Source organism: Actinomadura napierensis, from assembly GCF_039529375.1.
GTDB lineage: Bacteria > Actinomycetota > Actinomycetes > Streptosporangiales > Streptosporangiaceae > Spirillospora > Spirillospora napierensis.
Window position 1 is genome coordinate 21804 of record NZ_BAAAMR010000012.1, and the last position, 23091, is coordinate 44894.

Below are 23091 nucleotides of genomic sequence, written 5' to 3' on the forward strand. Positions count from 1 at the left end.
GGCGCGACTACTTCCCCGGGAGTAGTGAATTGATACGCCGCGGCGCCGAAGACTCGCGCCGGGAAAGCCCGTAATCTGCACAAATGATGTTCCTCGACCCGCGGCGGCCGCTCGCCCAGGACGGCCTGCTCGCCGTGGCGATGGCCGTCCTGCTGTCGGTCGTCATGCTCTACTCCCCGAGCGCGGACGCGCTGGACCTCGCGGCCGTCCTCGCCGGCTCGGCCGCGCTCGTCGGCTGGCGGCGGGCGCCCCTGGCGACGCTGCTCGTCTGCGCGGCCTTCATGCTCGTGGTCGCGGCGCGCACCCAGCCGGGCCCGGCGGTCGCCTATCCGGTGATGGTGGCGGTGTTCGGCGCCGTCCGGGCCGGCCGTCAGATACCCGCGGCGCTGGTGACGGCGGTCTTCCTCGGGGCGGCCCTGGCGGTGAACCTGCCCGGCGCCGACGACGCGGGACAGAACTTCCAGAGCATCTCGCTGCTGGTCGGCTGGTTCGTGGCGGCCGGCGTGGCGGCGACCGTGACCCGGCACCGGCAGGCGTACCTGGAGGAGGCCGAGCAGCGGGCCGCCGAGGCCGAGCGCACCCGCGACGAGGCGGCCCTGCGCCGCGCGGGCGAGGAGCGGCTGCGCATCGCCCGCGAACTGCACGACTCGCTCACGCACAGCATCTCGGTCATCAAGGTCCAGGCCGGGGTGGCCGTCCACCTGGCGCGCCGGCGCGGCGAGGATGTGCCGCCCGCGCTGGTCGCGATCCAGGAGGCCAGCGGCGACGCCATGCGCGAGTTGCGCGCCACGCTGGAGGTGCTGCGCGACTCCGACCCCGCCGACGGCGACGCGCAGGCCAGCGGCCTCGACCGGCTCGACGACCTGGTCGGGCGGGCCCGCTCGACCGGCCTGCAAGCCACGGTGACGATCTCCGGGGAGCGGCGCGAGCTGCCGGTCGAGGTCGACCGGGCCGCGTACCGGATCGTCCAGGAAGCGCTCACCAACGTCTCCAGGCACGCCGGCGGAGCGGCGGCGGCGGTGTGCCTCGACTACGGCGACGACACGCTGGTCGTGCAGGTCGAGGACGACGGAAAGGCCGACCCCGACGCGCCTCCGGTGCCCGGCAAGGGCCTGCTCGGCATGCGCGAGCGCGTCACGGCGCTCGGCGGCCGGCTGCGGGCCGAGCCCCGCCCCGAGGGCGGCTTCACCGTGCGCGCCGAACTCCCCCTCGGGGAGCCGGCGTGATCCGCGTGCTGATCGTGGACGACCAGGCGCTGATCCGCGGCGGCTTCCGCGCCCTGCTGGAGATCGAGGACGACCTCGAGGTGGTGGCCGAGGCCGCGAACGGCGAGCAGGCCGTCGCGCTCGCCGTCGAGCACCGGCCCGACGTCGCCCTCGTCGACATCCAGATGCCGGTGATGGACGGCATCGAGGCGACCCGGCTCATCGCCGCCGACGAGCGGCTGAGCGGCGTCCACGTCGTCATCCTCACCAACTACGGCCTCGACGAGTACGTCTTCAACGCGCTGCGCGCCGGCGCCTGCGGCTTCATGGTCAAGGACACCGAGCCCGCCGACCTGCTGCAGGGCGTCCGGGTCGCGGCCCGCGGCGACGCGCTGCTGTCGCCCGCGATCACCCGCCGGCTGATCGGCGAGTACGTCACCCGCCGTCCCGCGCCCGCGCCCGAGGCGCTCGGCGTGCTGACCAACCGCGAGCGCGAGGTGACCGCGCTGGTGGCCCGCGGGCTGTCCAACGACGAGATCGCCGCGCAGATGGTGATCAGCCCGACGACGGCGAAGACGCACGTCAGCCGGGCGCTGACCAAGCTCGGCGCCCGGGACCGCGCCCAGCTGGTGGTGCTCGCCTACGAGTCCGGCCTCGTCACCCCGCGCCGCACCTGACCGGGCGGTCGCTCAGGCGAGAACGTGCGAACGCCCGTCCCGGGGGTGGACAGGACGGGCGTCCGGGTCTCGGTCCGCCGGGAGCCGGCGGGCCCGCGCCGAAGCGCGGGGATCAGCCGTAGTACTCGACGAACGGCACCTTCTTCCCGGTCTGCGACGCGGTGCCCGCGCTGACGATCCCGGCGGTGCCGGGACGGGCGTCGGCGTCGGACGCCTGGACGGTGCCGCTGCGCGCCGGCCCGTTCAGCGTCGTCCAGGACGTGCCGTTGTAGTGCATGTACTGGGTCTTGGTGCCCGTGGTGATCGGCAGCATGACCACGCCGCCCTTGCCGTCGGAGGACAGCCCGATCCCGGCCGTGTTCAGCGGCGTGTTGACCGTCTTCCAGGTCGAGCCGTTGTACTGCAGGATCGCGTTGGTGATCTGCGCGTTCTGCCGGACGCGCAGCACGTACACGTTCGTCGGCGAGTTCTCGACGATCTTGTACAGGGTGCCCTGGTAGGCGGGCGTGCCCATGGCGCCCGGCACGGCGATCTTCTTCCACGCCTTGCCGTCGTAGTGCATCACCAGGCCGGTGACGGACGTTCCGGTGGCGGACGTGGTCCCGGCTAGCCAGACGTCGTTCTTCGACTTGACGTCCACGGCGGTGATCGCGGACGAGGCGGGCAGCGGGACCTTTGCGTCCACCCACGCGGTGCCCGTCCACCGCAGGACGGCGCTGAGGCCGCCCGCGGTCGGGTCGATGCCGGCGACGGAGTAGGCGGTGCCGTCCGGCGCCGCCGCCACCTGGCTGGGCAGGCCGACCAGCGGATAGGACACCTTGCTCCACTTGGTGCCGTTCCAGTACAGGCCGAGGGTGCCGCCGAGGTTGTAGCCGACGATCCACGCCTTGGACGCGCTCGCCACGGCGACGTCGGTCGGGGTGAAGCCGACCGGGCTGGCCTGGGCGACCCAGGACGAGCCGTTCCACTTCGCGATCTTCGTCTGCGGGCTGAAGAACGATCCGGCGGCCCCGACGGCCCAGCCGGCGTTCGTGGCGCCGAAGTCGACGCGGTCGAGGCTGCCGTCGTAGGTGAGCCCGGCCCCGCCGACGTTCTTCCACCCGGCCGCGGCCTGGGCGGGCGCGGCGGCCAGCGCGAGCGTTCCGGCGGCACAGGCGATCGCCATGGCCGAGGCCGGCACCGCGTTCCGTCTCATCTGCACTCCCAAGATCAGTCCCAGTGCGGCAAAAGAGTACGGGAAGACTTACCTCCGGGTAAGAGGATCTTGCCACGCGGCCAGAACAGGACGTCTCGGACACACCGGAAACGGCGGACGCCCGGAGCCGGGACCGGCTCCGGGCGTCCAACGAGGACAGCGCGCTACGGCAGGGCCGTCACTCGCCCTTCCAGTTCGGCTTGCGCTTCTCGGCGAAGGCCGCCGGGCCCTCCTGCGCGTCCTTGGAGGTGAAGACGGGCAGCGTGATGTCCTGCTGCTTCTTCCACGCCTCGGCGGACGTCCAGTCGGCGGACTCGACGATGACCTTCTTGGTCGCGGCGAGCGCCAGCGGGGCGTTCTCCGCGACCTTCAGCGCCAGCTCCTTGGCCGCGGCGAGCGCGCCGCCCGGCTCGGCCAGCCGGTTGACGAACCCGAGCTCGGCCATCCGCTCCGCCGGGTACTTGTCGCCGGTCAGGGCGATCTCCATGGCGATGTGGAACGGGATGCGCTGCGGCAGCCGCAGCAGCCCGCCGCCCGCGGCGACCAGGCCGCGCTTGGGCTCGGGCAGCCCGAACTGGGCCTCCCGGGACGCCACGATCATGTCGCAGGACAGCGCGACCTCGCAGCCGCCGGCCAGCGCGTAGCCCTCGACCGCGGCGATCAGCGGCTTGGCCGACGGGCGCTCGGTGATGCCGGCGAACCCGCGGCCCTCCACGGTCGGGTTGTCGCCCGTGAGGAAGCCCTTGAGGTCCATGCCGGAGCAGAACGTGCCGCCGGCGCCGGTCAGGACGCCGATGGACAGGTCCTTGCGGGAGTCCAGCTCGTCCATGGCCGCGGCGATCCCCTTCGCCACCTCGCCGTTGACCGCGTTGCGGGCCTCCGGGCGGTTGATGGTGATGATGAGGACGGCGCCGTCTTCTTCGGTGAGCACGGCGTCGTTGCCGGGGGGCGTGGGGGGTCGCCCCCCCTCGGGCGATACAGCGTCGGTCATTCAGTGCCTCACTTCGGCTGGAAGCGGATGCCACCGTCGAAACGGATGGTCTCGCCGTTCATGTAGTCGTTCTCGACGAGGGACTTGACCAGGTGCGCGAACTCCGACGCCTTGCCCATCCGCTTCGGGAACGGCACCGGCGCGGCGAGCTTGGCCTTGAACGCGTCCGCGGCCTCGCCCTCGCCGTAGATCGGGGTGTCGATGATGCCGGGGCAGATGGTGTTGACCCGGACGCCGATCGCGGCGAGGTCGCGGGCGGCAGGCAGCGTCATGCCGATGATGCCGCCCTTGGAGGCCGAGTAGGCGATCTGACCGGTCTGGCCCTCGATGCCGGCGATGGACGCGGTGTTGATCACCACGCCGCGGGCGCCGTCGGCGTCGGCGGGCTCGGTCTTGGAGATCGCGGCCGCGCCGATGCGCATCAGGTTGAAGGTGCCGATCAGGTTGACCCGGATGACCGTCTCGTAGGACGCCAGGTCGTGCGGCGTGCCGTCGCGGCCGACGGTGCGCGAGGCCCAGCCGATGCCGGCGCTGTTGACGATGACGCGCAGCGGGGCGCCGGTGTCGACGGCGGCCTGGACGGCGGCCTGCACCTGCTCCTCGTTCGACACGTCCGTCTTGACGAAGACGCCGCCGACCTCGTCGGCGACCTTCTTGCCCTTGTCCTCGTTCATGTCGGCGACGACGACCTTGGCGCCTTCGGCGGCCAGCGCGCGGACGGTGGCCTCACCGAGGCCGCTCGCGCCACCGGATACGACGGCGGAAACTCCGTTCAGGTCCATAAGCAGCACCTTACGTGAGGGACCGAATGTGGTTCGGGATGATGTTACCCACACGTCACCCCGACGTTCTGCTCACACCCCGGCGGATTGCCCGGGCGCGATGTTACTCGGGAGTCACAATACGGCGAACGTTTGCCCGGAGGCGCCCCGGGCACCCGTCCGGCATGACCGAACCTCCGGCACAGAGCCAGTCCTACCCAGGCCGCACCGGGGACATGACGCCCGAACCGCGCGACGAGATGCGCGACTACACCGGCAGCGGCCTGCTCGACGGCAGGCGCGCGCTGATCACCGGCGGCGACTCGGGCATCGGCCGCGCGGTGTCCGTCGCGTTCGCCAAGGAGGGCGCCGACGTCGCCCTCACCTACCTCGAAGAGGACGACGACGCCCGGCACACCGCGTCCCTCGTCGAGGCCGAAGGGCGCCGCTGCTTCACCTTCGGCGGCGACCTCGCCGAGGAGCGGCACTGCCGCGAGACCGTCGAGCACGCCGTCCGCGACCTCGGCGGACTCGACGTCCTCGTCCTGCACCACGGCACGCAGACCCCGGTCAAGGACGTCCGCGAGATCGACGACGCGCAACTCCAGCGGACGTTCGCCGTCAACGTGTACGCGCTGTTCTGGACCGTCCAGGAGGCCCTGAACCACCTGGGGCCCGGGTCGTCCATCGTGTTCACCGGGTCCATCAACGGGCTGCGCGGCAACAAGACGCTGATCGACTACGCGGCCAGCAAGGCCGCCGCGATGACCTTCGCCACCTCCCTCGCGCAGAACCTGATGGACCGCGAGATCCGCGTCAACTGCGTCGCCCCCGGCCCCGTCTGGACCCCGCTGATCCCCGCCACGTTCGACGCCGAGCGGGTCGAGGGCTTCGGCGGCCAGTCCCCGATGGGCCGCCCCGCCGACCCCGACGAGATAGCCCCCTCCTATGTCTTCTTCGCCGCGAACAGGCAGTCGTCCTACTACACGGGCCAGACGCTCGTCCCGGCCGGCGGCGAGATCCATCCGGGCTGAGGCGCCCATGGAGTTACAGCGCAGCGACCCGTCCGAACCGGGCTTCGGACGGCGCAAATGCGGCAGGGGCTTCCTCTACCTCCGCCAGGACGGCCGCCCGCTGGACGACGCGGCGGAGAAGGAGCGGATCCGCGCGCTCGTCATCCCGCCCGCCTGGCAGGACGTGTGGATATGCCCGGACGCCGACGGCCACATCCAGGCGATGGGCACCGACGTCGCCGGCCGCCGCCAGTACCTCTACCACGGCGCGTGGCGCGAGCAACGCGACCGCGAGAAGCACGACCACGTCCTCGACCTGGCCGAACGGCTCCCCAAGGTGCGCGACGCGCTCGCCGGGCACCTCGCGGCGCGCGGCTACGGCCGCGAGCGGGTGCTGTCCGCCGCCGTCCGCCTCATCGACCTCGGCTTCTTCCGGATCGGCAGCGAGGAGTACGCGGCGGAGAACGGCACGTTCGGGCTGGCCACCGTGCTGCGCGAGCATGTGACGTGCCGGCGCGGGCACGTGACGTTCGACTACCCGGCGAAGGGCTCGAAGGACCGGTACCAGTCCGTCGCGGAGGAGACCGTCTGCAAGGTCGTCGTCGGCCTGATGCGCCGCAAGGACGACTCCCCCGAGCTCCTCGCCTACCGGATCCGCGCCGGCTGGCACGACGTCACCGCCGCCGACATCAACGACTTCATCCGCGAGGTGACCGGCGGCGACTTCACCGCCAAGGACTTCCGCACCTGGCACGCCACCGTCCTCGCCGCCGTCGGGCTCGCCGTCTCGACCGGCGCCGGCACCGGCGAGACCGCCCGCCACAAGGCCGTCGTCCGCGTCGTCAAGGAGGTCGCCGAGTACCTCGGCAATACCCCGGCCGTGGCGCGCGCCTCCTACATCGACCCGCGGATCATCACGCTCTACGAGGAAGGCCGGACGATCTCCCCCGCGCTCGGCAAGCTCGGCGTCGACGCCTCCCCCGGCGAACTCGCCACCCAGGGCCCGGCCGAGCAGGCCGTCCTGGACCTGCTCCGCACCTGACCCCCACCCGCATCCGGCACCTGACCCCCATCCCGCATCCGGCACCTGACCCCCATCCCGCATCCGGCGCCTGACTCCCCTCCCGCACCCCGAGTCCGGCGCCTGACCCCCGTCCCGCATCCGGCATCCCGCGTCCGGTGGCCGCGAAGCCCCGCCCCTCCCGGCCCCTCCCCGCCCCTCCCCGGCGATCTCACGGCCACCGGCCATCACGGGAAGGTCACCACGCGGAGACCCGCTCCTCCGCGACGGGCGCCGCCGCCTCCGCCACGTCCAGGCAGTACAGCGCGTAGGCGTGCTGGATCACCGGGAGCGCGACGTTCCGCACCCGGACGCCGCCCTGCGTCATCCCCTTCTCCGTCCCCTTGTGCGCGTGCCCGTGGATCGCCAGCGCCGGCGCCGCCGCGTCGATCGCCTCGCCCATCAGGTAGCTCCCGAGGAACGGGTAGATCTCCGGCGGCTCGCCCTCGAGCGTGTCCTCGGCGGGCGAGTAGTGCGTCAGGCTCACCCGCAGGTCCGCGTCCAGCTCCAGCAGCGCGGTCCCGAGCCGGTCCGCGAACGCCTTGGTGTGCCGGATGAACGCCTTCATCTCCGGTTCGCCGAAATCGCTCGCGCACCTGCCCTCGAACCCGCCGCCGAACCCCTTGCCGCCCGCGACGCCGAGCCGCTTCCCGTCGCAGTCCACGACCGTCCCGTCCCCCTCCAGCACGGTCACCCCCGCCTCCTTGAGGACGCCGGTGATCTCGTCCTCCTGGTCGGAGTGGTAGTCGTGGTTGCCGAGCACCGCGATCACCGGCACCCCGAGATCCCGCAGCTCGCCCGCCGCGACCCGGCCCTCCTCGACCGTCCCGTGCCGGGTCAGGTCGCCCGCGACGAGGAACACGTCCGCCTGCCCGGCCAGCCGCCCGAGCCGTCCCCGGTACGCCCCGGCCATGTCGGCCCCCACGTGCAGGTCCCCGGCCGCCGCCACACGGATCATGAAAGCCTCTCCTCCCCGTCCGGCTCCGTCACCGCGACGACGTGCAGCTCGTTGCAGATCTCGTGGCCCTCCGCGGCGGCCCGCGCGGCCTCCTCGACCGCCCGCCGCCGTTCCTCGCTGGCCACCTCGCCGCGCAGGTGCACGACGTTGCCCCGCACGTCCACCCGGATGCCCAGCTCGTGCGCCCGCGACGTGAGCGCCTCCTGGATGTGCGCCGGCAGGTACTCGGTCACGGCACGCCCCCCTCGATGACGCCGAGCCGCGACAGCAGGGCCAGGAACGCGTACGCGTACGGCGAGTCCACCGTCTCCGCGGCCACGTACGGCCAGTCCACCTGCTCCCGCAGCGCCCGGCTCACATGCAGAAACCCGCTGAAGTCGCACGCCGTCTCGCTGAACGCCAGAAGCCGCATGACCACCAGGTCCGTCGCCGGCAGCACCGGCATGTACACCGCGCCCACCGACATCTCCGTGGCCCGCCCCAGCAGCTCGGTGTCCACCGGACGCCCCGACGGCGTGTGGATCAGGTCGATGAGGTGCTCCCCGTCGCAGACCTTGGTCAGCCAGTTCTCCGGACTGTCCAGATGCCCCATGCCCGCCCCGGCGAGGGCCTCCAGCGCGTCCCCGACGTCACGCTCCCGCACCACGAAGTCCACATCGTGCGTCGACACGGCCGCCCCGTGCGCATAGGCCGCGAACCCGCCCGCCAACGCGTAGTCGACCCCCGCGTCCCGCAGCGCCGCGGCGGCCCGCTTCAGGCTCAGCAGCAGCCCGTCCCCGGCCCCGCCCGGCCCCGGCGACCCGCTGCCCCGCACCACACCGAGATTCGGCACGCCCCCCGCGCGCCGCGTCCCGGTCTGCACATCCCCCACACGCGACTCCTACCCCTCACCGCGCCGCTACCCCCATTTCCCCACCTCATACCCACCCCCCACCCCTCCCGCCCCCACAAAACCAACCCCCAACCACCACACCCCACGATCACCCGCCCACCGGCGACTGGGTGGCGTGGACGCCCGGGGCAGTCCGGACGTCCACGCACACCGGCCCCAGGCCCCAGCGGTCGACACACGCAACCCGCGATCACCCATCCCGAACTCCCTGCCGCTCGGCCGGCCGACGTGGGCTCCCGCGTCACAAGCAAGCTGCGCGGGCGCTTGCGACTGGGAGCGGCCGCGCCGGACTGACGCGGGCGCCCAGCTCGTGCCGCGGTGGACGACATCGCTGGTTGGCGAATGCGCGCCGAGGGCGCCCCGGCGGCGCGGGTCGGGTTACGTCGATAGCGTCGACGCTCCACCGGTGGACGGTGGATGGTGGACGGTCCGGGCGGGGTTCCTTGGGGCTGGGCGGGTCAGCAGTCGACGAGTTCCGGGGACTGGTTCAGGAGCTGGGCTCGGGGCGAGACAAAGCATGCGTGGCGGTCGGCGGCGCCGTCGGCGTCGAGGTCGAAGGCTGCGACGCGGTGGCAGTTCTGGAAGGCGAGCCGGACGCCGAAATGCCGTTCGAGCGCGCCGCGCATCGCGTCGCTGGCGAGGACGCGCAGCAGCTGGCCGCGTGCGTGCTCGTCCGGCGGCGGGGTCTGGTTGTCGGCGAACCCGGCGCCCCCGTCCCGCATCCGGGTGGCGACGCCGCTGATGACCTCCCACGCGTAGGGCAGTGACTCGCGGACGCACGCGATGAACGAGGCGTGGTCCACCTCGTCCCGCAGCGCCTTCTCCAGCAGCTGGTCGTCGACGGTCAAGGACATGGCCGTGCTCCCTTCCTCCGTGGTGCGGACGGATTCAGGGTGACATGAAAACGATATTCATTCCAGCATCACCGCGCCGGAATCCGGTAGGCGGCGGGCGGGGTCGGGGTGGTGCCGAAACAGGTCGCGACCGGATCCTCGACCGAGCACCAGCCGGGTCGCCGGACCGGCACGTATCCGGAAGGGACACCGCGGTTCGCGATGATCGAGCGGTACGTCGCGACGGCGTCGGTCGGACGGCGGGCCAGGGACGGGTCGGTCAGCGCGTCCACCGTGTAGAGGCCGAACCGCGGCCGGTAACTGCCCCACTCGTAATTGTCGGTGAGGCTCCAGTAGTTGTAGCCGATCATCTTGACGCCGTCGGCCATCGCCCGCTGGATCCAGTAGATGTGGTCGCGGAGGTGATCGCTGCGGGTGTAGCCGTCCGGGCGGGGCTTGCCGTTGTCGGTCGACATGCCGTTCTCGACCACGTACACCGGCAGCTTCGGCAGCCGCCGCTGATAGCTCTTGAGGACGTAGTACAGCCCCTCCGGCTCCGGGTCGATCTTCCAGAACTCGCCGGTCAGCGCGTACCCGGCGGTGAGGTTCTCCGCGTTCGCACCGTAGTAGTAGTCGATGCCGATGAAGTCGATCTTGTCGGTCACCTCGTTGAACAGGGCGGCGTCGAAGATGCCGTTCAGCGCCGTCCCGTAGGCGACGTTCGTCGAGACCGGGGCACCCGGATCGATCTTGTGGATCATGTCGTAGGCGGCGCGGTGGGTCTTGACGATCGCGGTCCGCATGGCGGCGAGCTGCCCGAGATCCATCGGCCGCATCGTCAGCTCTTTGTACATGTACGCACTGGCCTCGTTGAACGTGATCCAGATGACCCCCTGGTGCTTGTAGCGGTCGACGATGAACCTGGCGTTGCGCAGCCAGTCCGCCTGCGTCTTCGGGTTGTCCCAGGCGCCCTGGTCGGCCACCCATCCGGGATACACCCAGTGGTCCAGCGTGATCATCGGCCGCATGCCGGCGGCGCGGATCCGGCGGATGAGGTCGTCGTAGTAGGCGATGGCCTTGGGATCGCGGACGCCCGGCCTGGGCTCGATCCGCGCCCACTCGATGGAGGTGCGGAACACGTTCGCGCCCAGGTTCCGCGCGAGCTTGATGTCGCCCGGGTAGCGGTGCAGGAAGTCGACCGACTTCTCGTACGGATCGCTGATCCCGGTCGCCTTGCGCTTGACGTAGCGCGTCCAGTTGCTGTCGGGGAAGGAGCCTTCGCCCTGGAACCCGGACGTGGCGACGCCCCACAGGAACCCAGGGGGGAACTTGGCGGTCTTCGAGGCCTTCGCGGCGGACGGGGCGGGGCCGGTACGGGCATGGGCGGCGGGCGGGGCGGTCACCGTGACGGCGACCGCGAGGGCGAGAGCGGGGAGCACGCGCGCGAGGCGCGTTCTGCCGGACCTGCGGAACACGGAACTCCCTCCGGGCACCGGACATGAATCTCTCTCGGACTACAGGGCCGCGCGGGGGCGGAGTCAATCCCTGGGACGTGGCCGGATCCGGCAACGCTGGGTCCTTGATCCGCCACGCATTGGAGAGACGTGACCGAAGTAACACCTTCGCGACCATTTGCCCGGCTCCTTTCGGACGGTGAACCCGCGGGATCCCGCGACCAGCCCAGTCAAACGCCGCCGCCGGAGCATCGGAACTGGAATCGCGTTCTGTGGATAACCACCCGGCCGCACAGGCTCCACCAGGCCCGATCGGCCGCATTTCCGCAGCTTGTGGCCCACTTCACAGAAGCCCGGAAAATGATCTTAATTTGCCCAGGCCGGGCGGCTACCGCCACTCCCGCCCCGGCCGCCCGAGAGGCTTTGTGATCTACCTGAGATTTGCCTGACTCACTCGAGTCTGGCTACGTTCCTGCTCGGTTCATGCGGCACGGCATGCCGCTCGGACAACAGAACACGCACCGACGCGCGGCGGAGGCACGTGTCCGGCCACTCAGACAGCGGCCGGCGCCGTCCCACCGGACGCCCCCATGACATCGGGCGAGCCCGCGTCGACCGCCTAATCCGTGCAGACGAGAGGCACGGAGCCGGAAGCGGCCGTAGGCCGCGGCGCCCGCCCATGGCGCCGCGGACACCCGAACGGGCGCGAGGCATCCAGAACCCCGCCGGTCACACGCGGGGTGACGGCTGCCCGGTAGGCACCAACCGCGAGATCTGGAGTCATTCTGCATACCCCCCGAAACCCCCTGAAGACCGGACTCACCGCTGGTGGCCTCGCGCTCACCGCGACCACGGCGCTCGGAGCGACGCTCCTGACCGCGGCCCCTGCGGACGCCGCCACCAACGTCCCGCAGCGTGTCACGCTCGCGACATCGGCCACCAAGGCCGCCGGGACGAAGGCTGCGAGCACCAAGACCGCGCCCGCTAAGGCCACGTCCACGACGTCACGCGCCGCCAAGCAGGGCAAGCGCGCGGCCGTAGCCGTCAAGTACGCCTACAAGCAGATCGGCGACCCGTACCGGTACGGCGGTACCGGGCCGGGCTCGTGGGACTGCTCGGGCTTGGCGCAGGCATCCTGGCACAAGGCCGGCGTCAAGCTGCCGCGCACGACGCAGCAGATCTACCGCGCGGTGAAGCACAAGGTCTCCTGGAAGGGCGCCAAGGCGGGCGACCTGCTCTTCTTCTATAGCGGCCGGTCGCACGTGGGCATCTACGTCGGGCACGGCTACATGATTCACGCGCCCAACTCGGGCTCGCATGTGAAGAAGGTCAAGCTGACCCACTACTACAAGAGCCAGTTCAACGGCGGCGTACGGCCCGGTTACTAAGCCGGACGCACAGGCGAGGGCCCCGCACCGGACGACACCGGCGCGGGGCCCTCGGCCTGACCACCGTCCACATCACAACAAGCCCCAAGCCCAAGCCCCATTGACACAGCCCTAGTCCACACCTGGAGTTGGCTACGAAAGGGCGGGGTAGTCGGTGTAGCCGCGGTGGTCGCCGCCGTAGAAGGTGGCTCGGTCGGCCTCGTTGTAGGGGCCCCCGGTCTTGATGCGGGCGGGCAGGTCCGGGTTGGCGAGCCACATCTCGGCGAAGGCGACCGCGTCCGCGACGCCCTCGCGCAGCGCGTCCACACCGTACTCCGGCTTCGCCGGGAAGGATTCCGGCGTCGGGTGCGGGTTGAGGATGAGCGTGCCGGGCCACGCGGCACGCACGCGCCGCGTCCTCTCACGGTCGCCCAGCTCCAAGACGTGGAGGTACGCGAGTCTCAGCGGCGCCAGTGCCTCCATCAGCGCGGCGTACAGTTCGTCGGTGTCGCTTTCGCTGACGCCATTGGCGTTGCTACCTGGCGACACACGGAATCCCACGCGTTCGGGTCCGATCGCCGCCGCGACGGCCTTCGCCACCTCGACGCCGAACCGGATGCGGTTCTCGATAGTCCCGCCGTACGCGTCGGTCCGCTTGTTACTGCCGTCCGTCAGGAACTGGTGGATGAGGTAGCCGTTGGCGCCGTGCAGTTCCACACCGTCGAAACCGGCCGCGATGGCGTTGCGCGCCGCAGCGGCGAAGCCGTCCACCGCCTCGGCGACGTCGTCCAGGGTCATCTCTCTGGGTTCCGAGTGGTCGAGCATCCCCTCCGGTGCCCACATCTGCTCCCCCGTAGGGATCGGGGACGGTCCGATGGGGAGGCCACCGTCCGGGTAGAGCGAGGGGTGTCCGACACGTCCCGTGTGCATGAGCTGCGCGAAGATGACGCTTCCCTCCGCGTGGACGGCGTCGGTGACCGCCCGCCACGCCTCCACCTGCTCGTCGCTGTGCAGGCCTGGCGTCCACACATAACCCTGGCCCCGCACGCTCGGCTGCGTCCCCTCGGTGATGATGAGGCCCGCGCCGGCCCGCTGCGCGTAGTACTCGGCCTGCAGCGCGGTCACCTTGCCGTCGTGGACGGCTCTGCTCCGCGTCATCGGTGCCATCACCAACCTGTTGGCCAGCTCCAGCTTCCCGGCCGACAGCTGCTCGAACAGTTCCTCCATGACGTCCTCCTAGTGGCGTTCTCGCTGGTGAAGAAGCTACGAGCAGGGCGGTACGCGGCGAATCAGTAAGGTTGCTGTAGTACGCCCCGTAGTTTGGGTTCGTGCTTTACGGGCGGAACGACGAACAGGCACGGATCTCCTCGCTGCTCGCCGGGGCGCGTGAGCAGGGGCGCAGCGGCGCGCTGCTGCTGCGCGGCGAGGCGGGCATCGGCAAGTCGGCGCTCCTCGACCACGCCGCCGACCTGCTCGCGGACGGCGACGGGGCGCGCGTCCTGCGGGTCACCGGGATCGACGCCGAGTCCGGCATCGCTTTCGCCGGGATCAACCAGCTGCTGTGGCCCGTCCGCGACCGGCTCGACGGCCTGCCCGGACCGCAGGCGGAGGCGCTGAGAGCCGCGCTGAGCGGCTCCGGGCCGTCAGGCGACGCTCCACCCGCCCGGGACCGGTTCACGACCGGTCTCGCCGTCCTGACGCTGCTGGCCGACCTCGCGGAGGACGGGCCCGTCCTGTGCCTGGTCGACGACGTCCAGTGGCTCGACGGCGCGACCGCCGAGACGCTCCTGTTCGCCGCCCGGCGGCTGGCGGCCGAGGGCGTGGTGATGCTGTTCGCCGCGCGGGACGACGCGTTCACCGGCACCGGCCTCCCCGAACTGCCCATCGAACGGCTGGGCCGCGACGACGCCGAACGGTTCCTCGCCGGGCATGGCCTTTCGCCGGCCGTCCGGGATCGCGTCCTTCACGAATCGGGCGGGAATCCGTTGGCGCTACGCGAGTTCGGCATGGCGGGAGCCCGGTTGCCGGACGGTTCCCGGCCATTGCCCGTCACCGACCGCGTCATCGCACGGTTCCAGAGTCAGATCGACGAGCTTCCCGACAAGACCCGCCTAATGCTGCTCATAGCCGCCGCCGAGGGACGCGGATACATGCCGAGCCTGCTCGGCGCCGCGCACGAACTGGGCGTCGGCCTAGAGGACCTGGAGCAAGCCGAACGGGCCGGCCTAGTGGAGGTGAGCGGACGGTCCATCGCCTTCCGCCACCCACTCGTCAGGGCCGCCGTCTATCAGGGTGCTGTGGCGGCTTGCCGGCTCACCGTCCATCAGGCACTGGCGTCTTCCTCTGAGGACGCTGATTGCCGCGCGCGGCACCGTGCGTCTGCGGCGCTGGGGCCGGACGAGGACGTCGCGGTCGATTTGCAGGACGCCGCAGAGCGCGCGCGGAAGCGCACCGGCTACGCGACGGCAGCAAGGCTCTACGAGCAGGCGGCGTACCTCAGCCCCGACATGGACACACGCGGCGCACGGTTCCGTGCCGCAGCCAACATGGCGCTTCAAGCCGGTCGGCCGGACGAGGCGGAGGATTTCGCTACCAAGGCGGGTGCGCTCACCGACGACCCAGCGGAACTCGCACACCTAGGACATGTCCGCGCGGTAGTCGAGTACGAACGCGGCAACCGGCGCGCCGCCGCACGCATGATGGTCGAGCACGCGGCCTACGCGACACGGGACGACAGGGCGGCGATGCTGCGGGCAGGCGCCGCCTATGCGTGGACCTCCGGAGAGAGACCGGCCCTGCTGCGCGCCGCCCAATCGCTGCCGGACGACACGTTCGTCGGCGGTCTCGCACTACTGGCCGGTGACGACCTCGAACACGGAGTCCCTCTGCTCACCGGTCTGGTCGCGCAGGCGCGCCTGACCACCCCGGAACCGGGCGTCACCGCCGACCTGGACGAGACGGCGCGGCTCGCGCTGATCCTCGGCGACGACGAGGCGGCGCTGGAGCTGGCCACCGTCGAGGCCGCGCGCTGCCGGCTGAACGGCCTGATCGGCGCGCTGCCGGGCGTCCTGCGGACGCAGGCGCAGGCCCAGGTCGCGACGGGCCGGCACACGGACGCGGAGGCCACGCTGATCGAGGCGATCTCGCTCGCCTGCGACACCGGCCTGCCCAACGACGAGTGGCGGCTCTCCGCCGTGTTCGCCCGCGTGGCGGCGGTCGAGGGCGACGAGTCCCGGCTGCGCGACATGCCGGAGAAGACCGGCGGGGCGCTGGGCCTCCTCGAACTCGGGCTCGGACGATATGACGACGCGCTCCGCCACCTGGAGGCCGTCCCCCACCAGTACAGTGCGGACACCATGCTCGCTACAGCGGACCTGATAGAGGCCGCTATGCGCGCCGGACGACCCGAACGCGCCCGCGCACCACTCGCCCGGTTCCGCGCCTGGGCCGACGCCGTGCAGCAGCCCTGGGCATTGGCGACCGCCCTGCGATGCGAAGCCCTGCTGGCCGACAGCGCAGAACCCTACGAACAAGCCGTCCGCCTACACGAAAAGGCGACGCGCCCATTCGAAAGAGCGCGAACCGAGCTTCTCTACGGAGAGTGGCTACGCAGGGCCCGTCGTCGCTCCGACGCCCGTACGCCTCTTCGATCCGCCATAGAAATCTTCGAGCGGCTACGCGCGAAGCCCTGGCTGGACCGCGCACGCGCCGAACTGCGCGCCACCGGTGAGTCCGGCTCTACATCGATCCCCACCGCGCCGGTGCTCCTCGACCGCCTCACCCCCCAGGAACTCCAGGTCGTACGCCTCGCCGCAAAGGGCATCAGCAGCCGCGAGATCGCGGCGCAACTGTTCCTCAGCCCCCGGACGGTCGAGTACCACCTCTACAAGGCCTATCCCAAGCTCGGCATCTCCTCCCGCAAGGAGCTCTCCCGCCTAACCGTGGAACCCTCCTCCACATGACCACAACCGCCGCCGAACGCTCGCACGCCTCGCTCCTCGCCCTCTCCGTAGGGGACGCACTCGGATCCCAGTTCTTCGTCCCCGAGAACCGCCCCGCCTTCGAGGCCCAGACCCTTCCGCCAGGCCCATGGCAGTGGACGGACGATACGGAGATGGCCGCGTCCATCCATCTCGTCCTCTGCAAGCACGGCACTGTCGACCAGAACGCCCTTGCAGAGAGCTTTGCCGAACACCACGATTTCGACCGCGGTTATGGTCCGTCCACAGGGCGTCTGTTGCGGCTCGTGCGAGAAGGCGGCGACTGGCGGACGCTCGCCCGCGAACCCTTCGACGGTATGGGTTCCTGGGGCAACGGCGCCGCGATGCGTGTGGCGCCACTGGGGGCCTGGTTCGCAGGCGACCCGTCCGAGGCCGCCCGCCAAGCGGCCCTTGCCTCGGAGATAACACACCCCCATCCCGAGGCCATCGCGGGTGCGATCGCCGTAGGCGTGGCCGCGGCCATCGCACCCGGCAACCCGTCACCGGGCGGCTTCCTAGATGAGGTCCTGGAGCACACGCCACAGGGCACGGTTCGCCAAGGCATCGCCGAAGCGCGCCGGCTGCTGACCATCGGCGACCCGGCGACCGCCGCAGCCGTCCTGGGCAACGGCCGCCAGGTCGCCGCACACGACACAGTGCCGTTCACACTCTGGTCTGCGGCCCACCATCTCGGCGACTTCGAGCGGGCCTTCTGGGCCACGGCTGCTGCGGGCGGCGACATCGACACCACCTGCGCGATAGTCGGCGGCATCATCGGACGTCCACCCGCAGCCTGGCTCGCCGAAACCGAGCCGCTCCCTAAGTGGTGCCTACAGGCCGCGCTATGAGGCGGGGAGGTAGCGGCCGAGGAACTCCTCCGTGAGGCGCCATGCCCGGTCCGCCGGCTCCGGCTGGTAGAACATCGGAGCCTTCCGGTTGTGGAAGGCGTGCCCGCCGTCCTCCTGGACGTGGATCTCCATCCGGTCCCGCCCCTCTACGGCGCGCTCGACGGCCGCGACGTCCTCCCGCGGGATGTAGTCGTCGGACCCGCCGAAGTGGAACTGCAACGGCGACCGCACGGCGTCGAGCGCCCCGAGCGCCCCGGGAACACCACTGCCGTAGAACGACACCACGGCATCCGCCTCAGCCCGTGTAGCGAGCAGATACGCCAGCGTCCCGCCGAAGCAGAACCCGACGACACCCACCCGTCCGTCGACCTCCGGCAGGCCCTTGAGAGCTCCCAGCGCCGCCTCCGCGTCGTCCTGGCCCTTGTCCCAGTCGAACTGGGACACCATGGACATCCCCTTAGGCAGTGCCTCTTCGGTGTGCTTCGTCGTCCAGTTCGGTTGGATCCGCCAGAACATGTCCGGAGCGGCCACCACGTAGCCCATCGCCGTCAGGTCCGCGGCGACCGCCTCCATGTACTCGCCCACACCGAAGATCTCCTGGAAGAGCAGGATCCCCGGACCCCGCCCGCTCTCGGGCGTCCACACGTGCAGGCGGAACTCTCCGTCCGGCACCTTCACCATTTCGATTCGGGTCATGTCACCCGATGATCGCGTACACGGCGCTCGCCCGCGCGACCGTCGCGTCGCCGGCCGCCATCACGATGTCGGCGAACGCCAGCGTCCGCCCCAGCTTCCCTAGCGTCACCGTCACCAGCACGTCCGTCCCCATAACGGGACGCATGAACGACGTGTTCAGCTGAACCGTCGTCATGGGAACGAAGCCGCCCTTGGCGCCCGCCACAGCGATGACGACGGCGGTGTCAGCAGCCGCCATCAACGCCTGCCCCGACATGGCGCCGCCCTCACGCGCCAACCGTTTGGACCACGGCAGCCGCAGCATTGCGGTGCCGTCCCCCACCTCCTCTACGACGAGCCCCAGGTCCAGTACCCAGGGCGCGAAGTTGTCACGAAGGATCCCGGCAGCGTCCTCAGGCTTCAACGTCACACCGCCATGATGCACGCTGTGGGCATGCACGAGGAGATCTTCCAGCCCGCCACCTATGCCGCCGGAGTCCCCTATGACGCCTTCCGGAAACTGCGCACGGAATCACCCGTCGCCTGGGTCCCGGAACCCGCCGTAGGCTCCTGGCCCGCAGGCAGCGGCTACTGGGCGGTCTTCTCCCACGCCGACGTGAAGCACGTCCTGCGCTCCCCCGACCTCTTCTCGTCCAACCTCGGCGCCACCCAGATCCGCGACCCCGACACGCCCGAAGACCTGGCGTTCGTCCGCGCGATGATGCTGAACCAGGACCCGCCCGACCACTCCCGCCTGCGCCGCATCGTCGCAGCGGCCTTTACGCCCCGCGCAATACGCGCTCTAGAGCAGACCATCGACCAACGAGCGCGCGCCCTCATCGCCTCGGCCCTCCATAAGGAAACCGACTTCGTCGAGTTGGCCGCAGACCTCCCCGTGTGGACGCTGGCCCACATCATGGGCGTCCCCGACAGCGACCGCCGACTCCTGTACGACTGGGCGTCCCGCGTCATCGGCTACCAAGACGACGAGTACGCCGGTCTCTCCACGGCCGACACCGCCGCCATGAGCCCGATGGCCCAGGAGGCCATGCAGTACCGCCCCGCCTCGTTCGTCCACCCGGACGGCCGCCCCATCAACCCGCGCTCCTACGCCGCCCTCGCGGACATGTTCGCCTACGCCCACGCACTGGCAGCCGTCAAGAAGCAGAACCCGTCGGACGACATCATGTCCCGCATGCTCGAAGGCGGACTCACCTCCCACGAGTTCGAGAACATGTTCTTCCTGTTCGCCGTCGCCGGCAACGAAACGCTGCGCAACGGCATCCCGGGCGGCCTCCTCACCCTCCTCGACCACCCGTCCGAACTCGCCCGCCTCCGCGCCGACCCGTCCCTGCTCCCCTCCGCCGTCGAGGAGATGCTCCGCTACTGGCCGCCCGTCATGGACTTCCGCCGCACCGCCACCACCGACCTCACCCTCTCCGGCCGCGACATCAAGGCCGGCCAGAAGGTCGTCGTCTACCACGCGTCCGCCAACCGCGACGAGACCGTCTTCTCCGACCCGGACCGCTTCGACGTCACCCGCACCCCCAACGACCACGTCAGCTTCGGCTTCGGCCCCCACTTCTGCCTCGGCGCCCACCTGGCCCGCACCCAGATGCGCGCGATCTTCCGCGAACTCCTCCCCCACCGCATCGACCGCACCGGTCCCCCCGCCCGCCTGGCCTCCAACTTCCAGAACGGCCTCAAGCACCTCCCCGTCCACCTCACCCCCACCCGGTAACCCCGTCGCGAACCCCTCCCCCCTCTCGGTACGCTTGCTGGACGGGTCGCTAGCTCAATTGGCAGAGCTCCGGACTTTTAATCCGTAGGTTGTGGGTTCGAGTCCCACGCGACCCACCACCCCTGACCAGGGCAAACGCGGCTTCTGTAGACTGTTGGTGGTCATGCCTGGGGCCGGACTGAGGCCGCCCTGGGGCCGCCATGCACGCAGGCCAAGCCGAACACCCCGTGGCGCCCAATCCTGGCGAAAGGCAAGGCCGAGTTCCCGCGCCGAGTTGCTCGCAGCCGCCGCGCCTCCGGTATGCGGTTAGTCCCTCACAGGTCGACGAGCAAGGACAGGGAGCGAATGCTCTCGATTACACCGCAGAAGCCGTGTTATCGACGCGAACCCGAACAGCAGGCCGAGCCCGGATGCGATGCCACACCGGTTCGGGACGCTGAGCGCTCGACCGGCGCCGCACCAGGCCAGCCCGGGTATGGCCCGCCACCCGCCGTCGACGCCGGGCCGGTGCACGGCCCCGGCGCTGGGTGGTGCCAGGCACCACACCGGCCGCGCGGAGCAGGTACGCGGCGGTCTTCTCCGCGGCGGTGTGCGCGACCTCGGGGAGCACGGAGGTGTAGGTGTCCGCGGTCAGCACGATGCTGGAATGCCCGAGCATCTCCTGCACCACCTTCAATTCCACCCCGGCCGCCAGCGCCAGAGTGGCCGCGCCGTGCCGCAGGTCGTGCAGCCGGATCGGCGGCACATCGTGCTCGGCGATCAGTTTCTGGAGCACGTGGGTGAGCCGGCCCGGGGCGACCGGGTCACCGTTGAGGTTGGTGAAGACATACCCGCTGTCCCGGTACCCCTCGCCATAGGCATCCGCCTCTGCCTGCTGCCGGGAGCGGTGCACGCACAACGCCGCGATGGTGGTGCGGTCCAGCGCGATCACCCGGGTGCTGTGCGCGGTCTTGGGCGGGCATACCGTCAGCCGCCCGTCCCTGGGCTGCAGTTGGCGGCAGATCACCGCGGTTCCCTCGTCCAGGTCGACATCGCACCAGCGCAGCCCGGCTGCCTCACCGCGCCGCAGCCCGCGCAACGCGATCAGATGGTAGGCCGCATACAGACGATGCCCGGCGATCGCGTCCAGGAACTGGGCCGTCTGAGCAGCGGTCCAGACGGCCACGGCGGGCCGCTCCCCGGTCTCGCGCCAGTGCTGGACACGGGCGGCGGTCCACACCACCGCCCGAGGTCGCCGGGTCGGAGGCAACGCCACCAGCGACGCCGGGTTCTCCTCCACCAGCCCCGCCCGCAACGCCGCGTTCATCGCCGCCCGCAGCGTCGCGCGGATCCGATCCAGCGTCGCGGCCGACAACCGCCGGCCCGCGGCCTGATGCTCGCGGGTGATGACCTGGAATATCTCCTCCACATGCGCTACCGCCACTTCCGCCAGCAGCAGATGCCCCAGCAACGGGGTCAGATACCGACGCACATGATCTGCGTAACCGGTCACCGTGGACGGCGCGCCCCGGTGGTTTTCCAGCCACCGCTGCAGCCACTCGGCCACCGTAAGCGGACTCCCAGCCGGGCCACGCAACCGCACCAGCGCCTCTAGAGCGGATTTACGGGTCTGGAAACCGCCACGGCGGACACGGCGCCGACGACCATCCGTCCCGGTCCCCAGTTCCAGTCGCAGGTACCAGCTGCCGTGGCTGCGCTCGGCCGCCAACCGCTGGCACCTGCTGCCCAAGGTGCGGCCGGTGTCTGGATCCTCGCAGCCACATCGCCGGTACACGCCACCGGCACTCCTCGCTCTTCTCATAAAGGGCAGGGTGGGTCTGCAGTGGATGCGTCGACCATCACGGACGGCGACAGACTGGCCTACCGAGCACGACAGCACAGCCTCGGGCCAGGGCGACACAAGCTCCTCCTGGTTTGCCTCCCATCACGGAAACCAGGGCACCTCGCTCAGACGCCGATGGTCGGATCTGCCTGCGTCGTTCTGGTTCTCCTGACCCGCCCGGCCACCTGGCATCGGACCGACCTGGTGTACGAAGAGCGCCGTTACGGGCGGTCCCCCTGCACGATGGGATCACGGAAACTCGGCGAGTCGTGCGCCTAAGCGTGTGCACACTGAGGGCATCGTCAGACGGACGGAGGTCGAAGCGATGGCAGCGACGTCAGCAACGCCCCCCGAAGGCGTCATCGAGATCGACGGCATGCTCTGGAAGCCGAAGCCCGGCGCGACCACCACGGCCGAGGAATTCATCGCGGCGCGGACGCTCTTCGGCGAGATCAACCGCGACAGCAGATGGAACCCGTGGATCCTCGATGAGCGCCAGGCCGAACTCGATGAGGCGATCACCCTCATGGATCAGTGGACGCGAGCCGAACCCGGGCACCGCCATCTGGCGTTGAAGCAGTTGGAAGCGCGCTGGGAGCGCGAGGACCGCAAGCTGGAACGTGAGCGCGCCGCTGCCGTCAAACAGCGCGAGGAGCGCAAGCAGCACTATGACCCGCAACGGACGCAGGCACGGCTTTCACTCATCGAGAATCAGTCCATCCTCGACCACCTGCAAATGGACCTGGATGCGTTCCGGGACGGTTCGCGTTTTTCAGCTATGGATCCAGGCAAGCGCCAGAAGGAGATGGCCGAGCTTGAGACTAAATTCGAGCGTATCCAGGAGAACGTGAAGGGCCTTGAGGCCAAAGTGGGAGACCCGGAAGAAGTCATCGACGAGAACGGCTGGTTGCCCAGGGAACGGCGGGAAGAGGCACTCCTTCAGTACAAGTACAACAGGGAGTTCGCGGTCCGGGACCTGCGAAAGCAACTCTCCGAACTGCAATCCACCTACAAAGCCTCGAAGGACCGGAAAGAGCGCTCAGACCTGCGCCTCAAGATCAGCCCGGCACAGCGCAAGCTCGACAATCTGCTCGCAGTTTCCGAACTTGCCGCCGAGCAGATGTGCAGCGAGTGCGCCACGCCGATATTCAAACACGGTTGGGTGACGCCGCCCTACGACGGCCCATGTCCGGCTTGGCCGGGGTGGGCGAAGCGGATACAAGGGGCACGGGAGATGCTCCTAGCCGCCGGCGAGGCGAACAAGCAGCGCCACAAGCCAGCGGTGCCGCCGCCACCCAAGCCGGAACCTCTGGCCGTCATCCCGTCGGGATTGCCGATCGCGGAGATCACGGCGCGCCTGACCGAGTTGCATGAACAGTTCCCTGATGCCGAAGTGCGACGCGGACGGACGAACCGATGGGAGCTGTGGCCAGCGAAGAGCTAGACCGCGATCTTGAAGCCTCTCTGAAGGCATGTGTCGGTCGGCCCGGCTGCTGGTCGCCGTGTTCGTCGGTCACCCGACCCTGCCGCGCGGTCACGGCGGCCTGCTCGGAGAGGGGCATCGCCACTGCACTGTTCGTCCCGTCTCGCCCTGCTTGACATCAGAAGGACTCATTCAT

The 23091-nt window shown here is 70.3% G+C and carries 21 protein-coding genes and 1 tRNA gene; 10 read left to right on the forward strand and 12 right to left on the reverse strand.

Going from position 1 to position 23091, the window contains the following annotated elements; genetic code table 11:
* The first annotated feature begins 83 nt into the window (after window positions 1-83).
* Together ABD296_RS09430 and ABD296_RS09435 are read left to right on the forward strand one after the other, a co-directional pair.
* Window positions 84-1226, forward strand: coding sequence for a sensor histidine kinase (locus tag ABD296_RS09430; protein WP_344263734.1), 1143 nt, complete (start codon window positions 84-86; stop codon window positions 1224-1226).
* Window positions 1223-1882: a response regulator transcription factor gene (locus tag ABD296_RS09435; RefSeq protein ID WP_344263736.1), complete on the forward strand. Its 660-nt coding sequence runs from the start codon at window positions 1223-1225 to the stop codon at window positions 1880-1882. The genes ABD296_RS09430 and ABD296_RS09435 overlap by 4 nt, the downstream gene beginning before the upstream one ends.
* A 112-nt stretch (window positions 1883-1994) precedes the next feature.
* Here ABD296_RS09435 and ABD296_RS09440 read toward each other — a convergent pair whose 3' ends face one another.
* The 3 genes from ABD296_RS09440 to ABD296_RS09450 all read right to left on the reverse strand — a co-directional run bounded on the left by ABD296_RS09440 (window position 1995) and on the right by ABD296_RS09450 (window position 4850).
* Window positions 1995-3077, reverse strand: coding sequence for a hypothetical protein (locus ABD296_RS09440; protein ID WP_344263738.1), 1083 nt, complete (start codon window positions 3075-3077; stop codon window positions 1995-1997).
* Between the two features lie 178 nt (window positions 3078-3255).
* Window positions 3256-4068 carry a crotonase/enoyl-CoA hydratase family protein gene (locus ABD296_RS09445; protein ID WP_344263740.1) on the reverse strand — a complete coding sequence of 271 codons (813 nt, stop codon included), beginning with the start codon at window positions 4066-4068 and terminating at the stop codon, window positions 3256-3258.
* Between the two features lie 8 nt (window positions 4069-4076).
* Window positions 4077-4850 carry an SDR family NAD(P)-dependent oxidoreductase gene (locus ABD296_RS09450; protein ID WP_344263742.1) on the reverse strand — a complete coding sequence of 258 codons (774 nt, stop codon included), beginning with the start codon at window positions 4848-4850 and terminating at the stop codon, window positions 4077-4079.
* 164 nt (window positions 4851-5014) lie between these two features.
* Here ABD296_RS09450 and ABD296_RS09455 point away from each other — a divergent pair, with 164 nt between their 5' ends.
* Window positions 5015-5863: an SDR family oxidoreductase gene (locus ABD296_RS09455; RefSeq protein WP_344263744.1), complete on the forward strand. Its 849-nt coding sequence runs from the start codon at window positions 5015-5017 to the stop codon at window positions 5861-5863.
* Window positions 5864-5870: 7 nt separating this feature from the next.
* Window positions 5871-6884, forward strand: a complete 1014-nt coding sequence (locus ABD296_RS09460; protein WP_344263746.1) for a DNA topoisomerase IB — start codon at window positions 5871-5873, stop codon at window positions 6882-6884.
* A gap of 217 nt (window positions 6885-7101) precedes the next feature.
* On the opposite strand, the gene ABD296_RS09465 is transcribed toward ABD296_RS09460, so the two are convergent.
* The 5 genes from ABD296_RS09465 to ABD296_RS09485 form a co-directional block, all read right to left on the reverse strand.
* Window positions 7102-7860, reverse strand: coding sequence for a metallophosphoesterase family protein (locus ABD296_RS09465; RefSeq protein WP_344263748.1), 759 nt, complete (start codon window positions 7858-7860; stop codon window positions 7102-7104).
* A complete protein-coding gene (locus ABD296_RS09470; protein ID WP_344263750.1) occupies window positions 7857-8093 on the reverse strand; it encodes a BON domain-containing protein in 237 nt (78 codons plus the stop codon). The genes ABD296_RS09465 and ABD296_RS09470 overlap by 4 nt, the downstream gene beginning before the upstream one ends.
* Window positions 8090-8731, reverse strand: coding sequence for a hypothetical protein (locus tag ABD296_RS09475; RefSeq protein WP_344263752.1), 642 nt, complete (start codon window positions 8729-8731; stop codon window positions 8090-8092). Before ABD296_RS09475 ends, ABD296_RS09470 begins: the two co-directional genes overlap by 4 nt.
* 479 nt (window positions 8732-9210) lie before the next feature.
* Entirely contained in the window at window positions 9211-9606 is a 396-nt protein-coding gene (locus tag ABD296_RS09480; protein WP_344263754.1) for an SCO5389 family protein, read from the reverse strand.
* A 68-nt stretch (window positions 9607-9674) separates the two neighbouring features.
* Complete coding sequence (locus tag ABD296_RS09485; protein WP_344263756.1) at window positions 9675-11024, reverse strand: glycoside hydrolase family 1 protein; 1350 nt, start codon at window positions 11022-11024, stop codon at window positions 9675-9677.
* Window positions 11025-12103: 1079 nt separating this feature from the next.
* Between ABD296_RS09485 and ABD296_RS09490 the strand changes: the two genes are divergently transcribed.
* On the forward strand, window positions 12104-12427 hold the full coding sequence (locus ABD296_RS09490) for a C40 family peptidase (RefSeq protein ID WP_344263923.1): 324 nt from the start codon (window positions 12104-12106) through the stop codon (window positions 12425-12427).
* Between the two features lie 132 nt (window positions 12428-12559).
* Here ABD296_RS09490 and ABD296_RS09495 read toward each other — a convergent pair whose 3' ends face one another.
* The gene (locus ABD296_RS09495; RefSeq protein WP_344263758.1) at window positions 12560-13633 is read right to left on the reverse strand and encodes an alkene reductase; all 1074 of its coding nucleotides are present in this window, start codon (window positions 13631-13633) and stop codon (window positions 12560-12562) included.
* A gap of 101 nt (window positions 13634-13734) precedes the next feature.
* Here ABD296_RS09495 and ABD296_RS09500 point away from each other — a divergent pair, with 101 nt between their 5' ends.
* Both ABD296_RS09500 and ABD296_RS09505 read left to right on the forward strand, forming a co-directional pair.
* Entirely contained in the window at window positions 13735-16368 is a 2634-nt protein-coding gene (locus ABD296_RS09500) for a helix-turn-helix transcriptional regulator (protein WP_344263760.1), read from the forward strand.
* Window positions 16365-17234, forward strand: coding sequence for an ADP-ribosylglycohydrolase family protein (locus ABD296_RS09505; protein ID WP_344263762.1), 870 nt, complete (start codon window positions 16365-16367; stop codon window positions 17232-17234). The genes ABD296_RS09500 and ABD296_RS09505 overlap by 4 nt, the downstream gene beginning before the upstream one ends.
* Here ABD296_RS09505 and ABD296_RS09510 read toward each other — a convergent pair.
* Both ABD296_RS09510 and ABD296_RS09515 read right to left on the reverse strand, forming a co-directional pair.
* Window positions 17229-17930 carry a dienelactone hydrolase family protein gene (locus ABD296_RS09510; RefSeq protein ID WP_344263765.1) on the reverse strand — a complete coding sequence of 234 codons (702 nt, stop codon included), beginning with the start codon at window positions 17928-17930 and terminating at the stop codon, window positions 17229-17231. The two genes, ABD296_RS09505 and ABD296_RS09510, sit on opposite strands and share 6 nt — an antisense overlap.
* Before the next feature lies 1 nt (window position 17931).
* Window positions 17932-18369 (reverse strand): PaaI family thioesterase, encoded by a 438-nt coding sequence (locus ABD296_RS09515; protein ID WP_344263767.1) that lies wholly within the window; start codon window positions 18367-18369, stop codon window positions 17932-17934.
* Here ABD296_RS09515 and ABD296_RS09520 point away from each other — a divergent pair.
* A complete protein-coding gene (locus ABD296_RS09520; protein WP_344263769.1) occupies window positions 18364-19650 on the forward strand; it encodes a cytochrome P450 in 1287 nt (428 codons plus the stop codon). The two genes, ABD296_RS09515 and ABD296_RS09520, sit on opposite strands and share 6 nt — an antisense overlap.
* A 43-nt stretch (window positions 19651-19693) precedes the next feature.
* Window positions 19694-19769: transfer RNA gene (locus ABD296_RS09525), tRNA-Lys, on the forward strand.
* Window positions 19770-20005: 236 nt separating this feature from the next.
* Here ABD296_RS09525 and ABD296_RS09530 read toward each other — a convergent pair.
* Window positions 20006-21196: a tyrosine-type recombinase/integrase gene (locus ABD296_RS09530; RefSeq protein ID WP_344263771.1), complete on the reverse strand. Its 1191-nt coding sequence runs from the start codon at window positions 21194-21196 to the stop codon at window positions 20006-20008.
* 601 nt (window positions 21197-21797) lie between these two features.
* On the opposite strand from ABD296_RS09530, the gene ABD296_RS09535 reads away from it, so the two are divergent.
* The gene (locus tag ABD296_RS09535; protein ID WP_344263773.1) at window positions 21798-22916 is read left to right on the forward strand and encodes a hypothetical protein; all 1119 of its coding nucleotides are present in this window, start codon (window positions 21798-21800) and stop codon (window positions 22914-22916) included.
* Window positions 22917-23091 lie beyond the last annotated feature (175 nt).

Coding starts and splice junctions, on each gene's coding strand:
- ABD296_RS09520 (WP_344263769.1), top strand. CDS start 18,364: ATGCACGAGGAGATCTTCCAGCCCGCCACCTATGCCGCCGGAGTCCCC.
- ABD296_RS09440 (WP_344263738.1), bottom strand. CDS start 3,077: ATGAGACGGAACGCGGTGCCGGCCTCGGCCATGGCGATCGCCTGTGCC.
- ABD296_RS09460 (WP_344263746.1), top strand. CDS start 5,871: ATGGAGTTACAGCGCAGCGACCCGTCCGAACCGGGCTTCGGACGGCGC.
- ABD296_RS09505 (WP_344263762.1), top strand. CDS start 16,365: ATGACCACAACCGCCGCCGAACGCTCGCACGCCTCGCTCCTCGCCCTC.
- ABD296_RS09465 (WP_344263748.1), bottom strand. CDS start 7,860: ATGATCCGTGTGGCGGCGGCCGGGGACCTGCACGTGGGGGCCGACATG.
- ABD296_RS09450 (WP_344263742.1), bottom strand. CDS start 4,850: ATGGACCTGAACGGAGTTTCCGCCGTCGTATCCGGTGGCGCGAGCGGC.
- ABD296_RS09535 (WP_344263773.1), top strand. CDS start 21,798: ATGGCAGCGACGTCAGCAACGCCCCCCGAAGGCGTCATCGAGATCGAC.
- ABD296_RS09430 (WP_344263734.1), top strand. CDS start 84: ATGATGTTCCTCGACCCGCGGCGGCCGCTCGCCCAGGACGGCCTGCTC.
- ABD296_RS09480 (WP_344263754.1), bottom strand. CDS start 9,606: ATGTCCTTGACCGTCGACGACCAGCTGCTGGAGAAGGCGCTGCGGGAC.
- ABD296_RS09495 (WP_344263758.1), bottom strand. CDS start 13,633: ATGGAGGAACTGTTCGAGCAGCTGTCGGCCGGGAAGCTGGAGCTGGCC.
- ABD296_RS09445 (WP_344263740.1), bottom strand. CDS start 4,068: ATGACCGACGCTGTATCGCCCGAGGGGGGGCGACCCCCCACGCCCCCC.
- ABD296_RS09510 (WP_344263765.1), bottom strand. CDS start 17,930: ATGACCCGAATCGAAATGGTGAAGGTGCCGGACGGAGAGTTCCGCCTG.
- ABD296_RS09455 (WP_344263744.1), top strand. CDS start 5,015: ATGACCGAACCTCCGGCACAGAGCCAGTCCTACCCAGGCCGCACCGGG.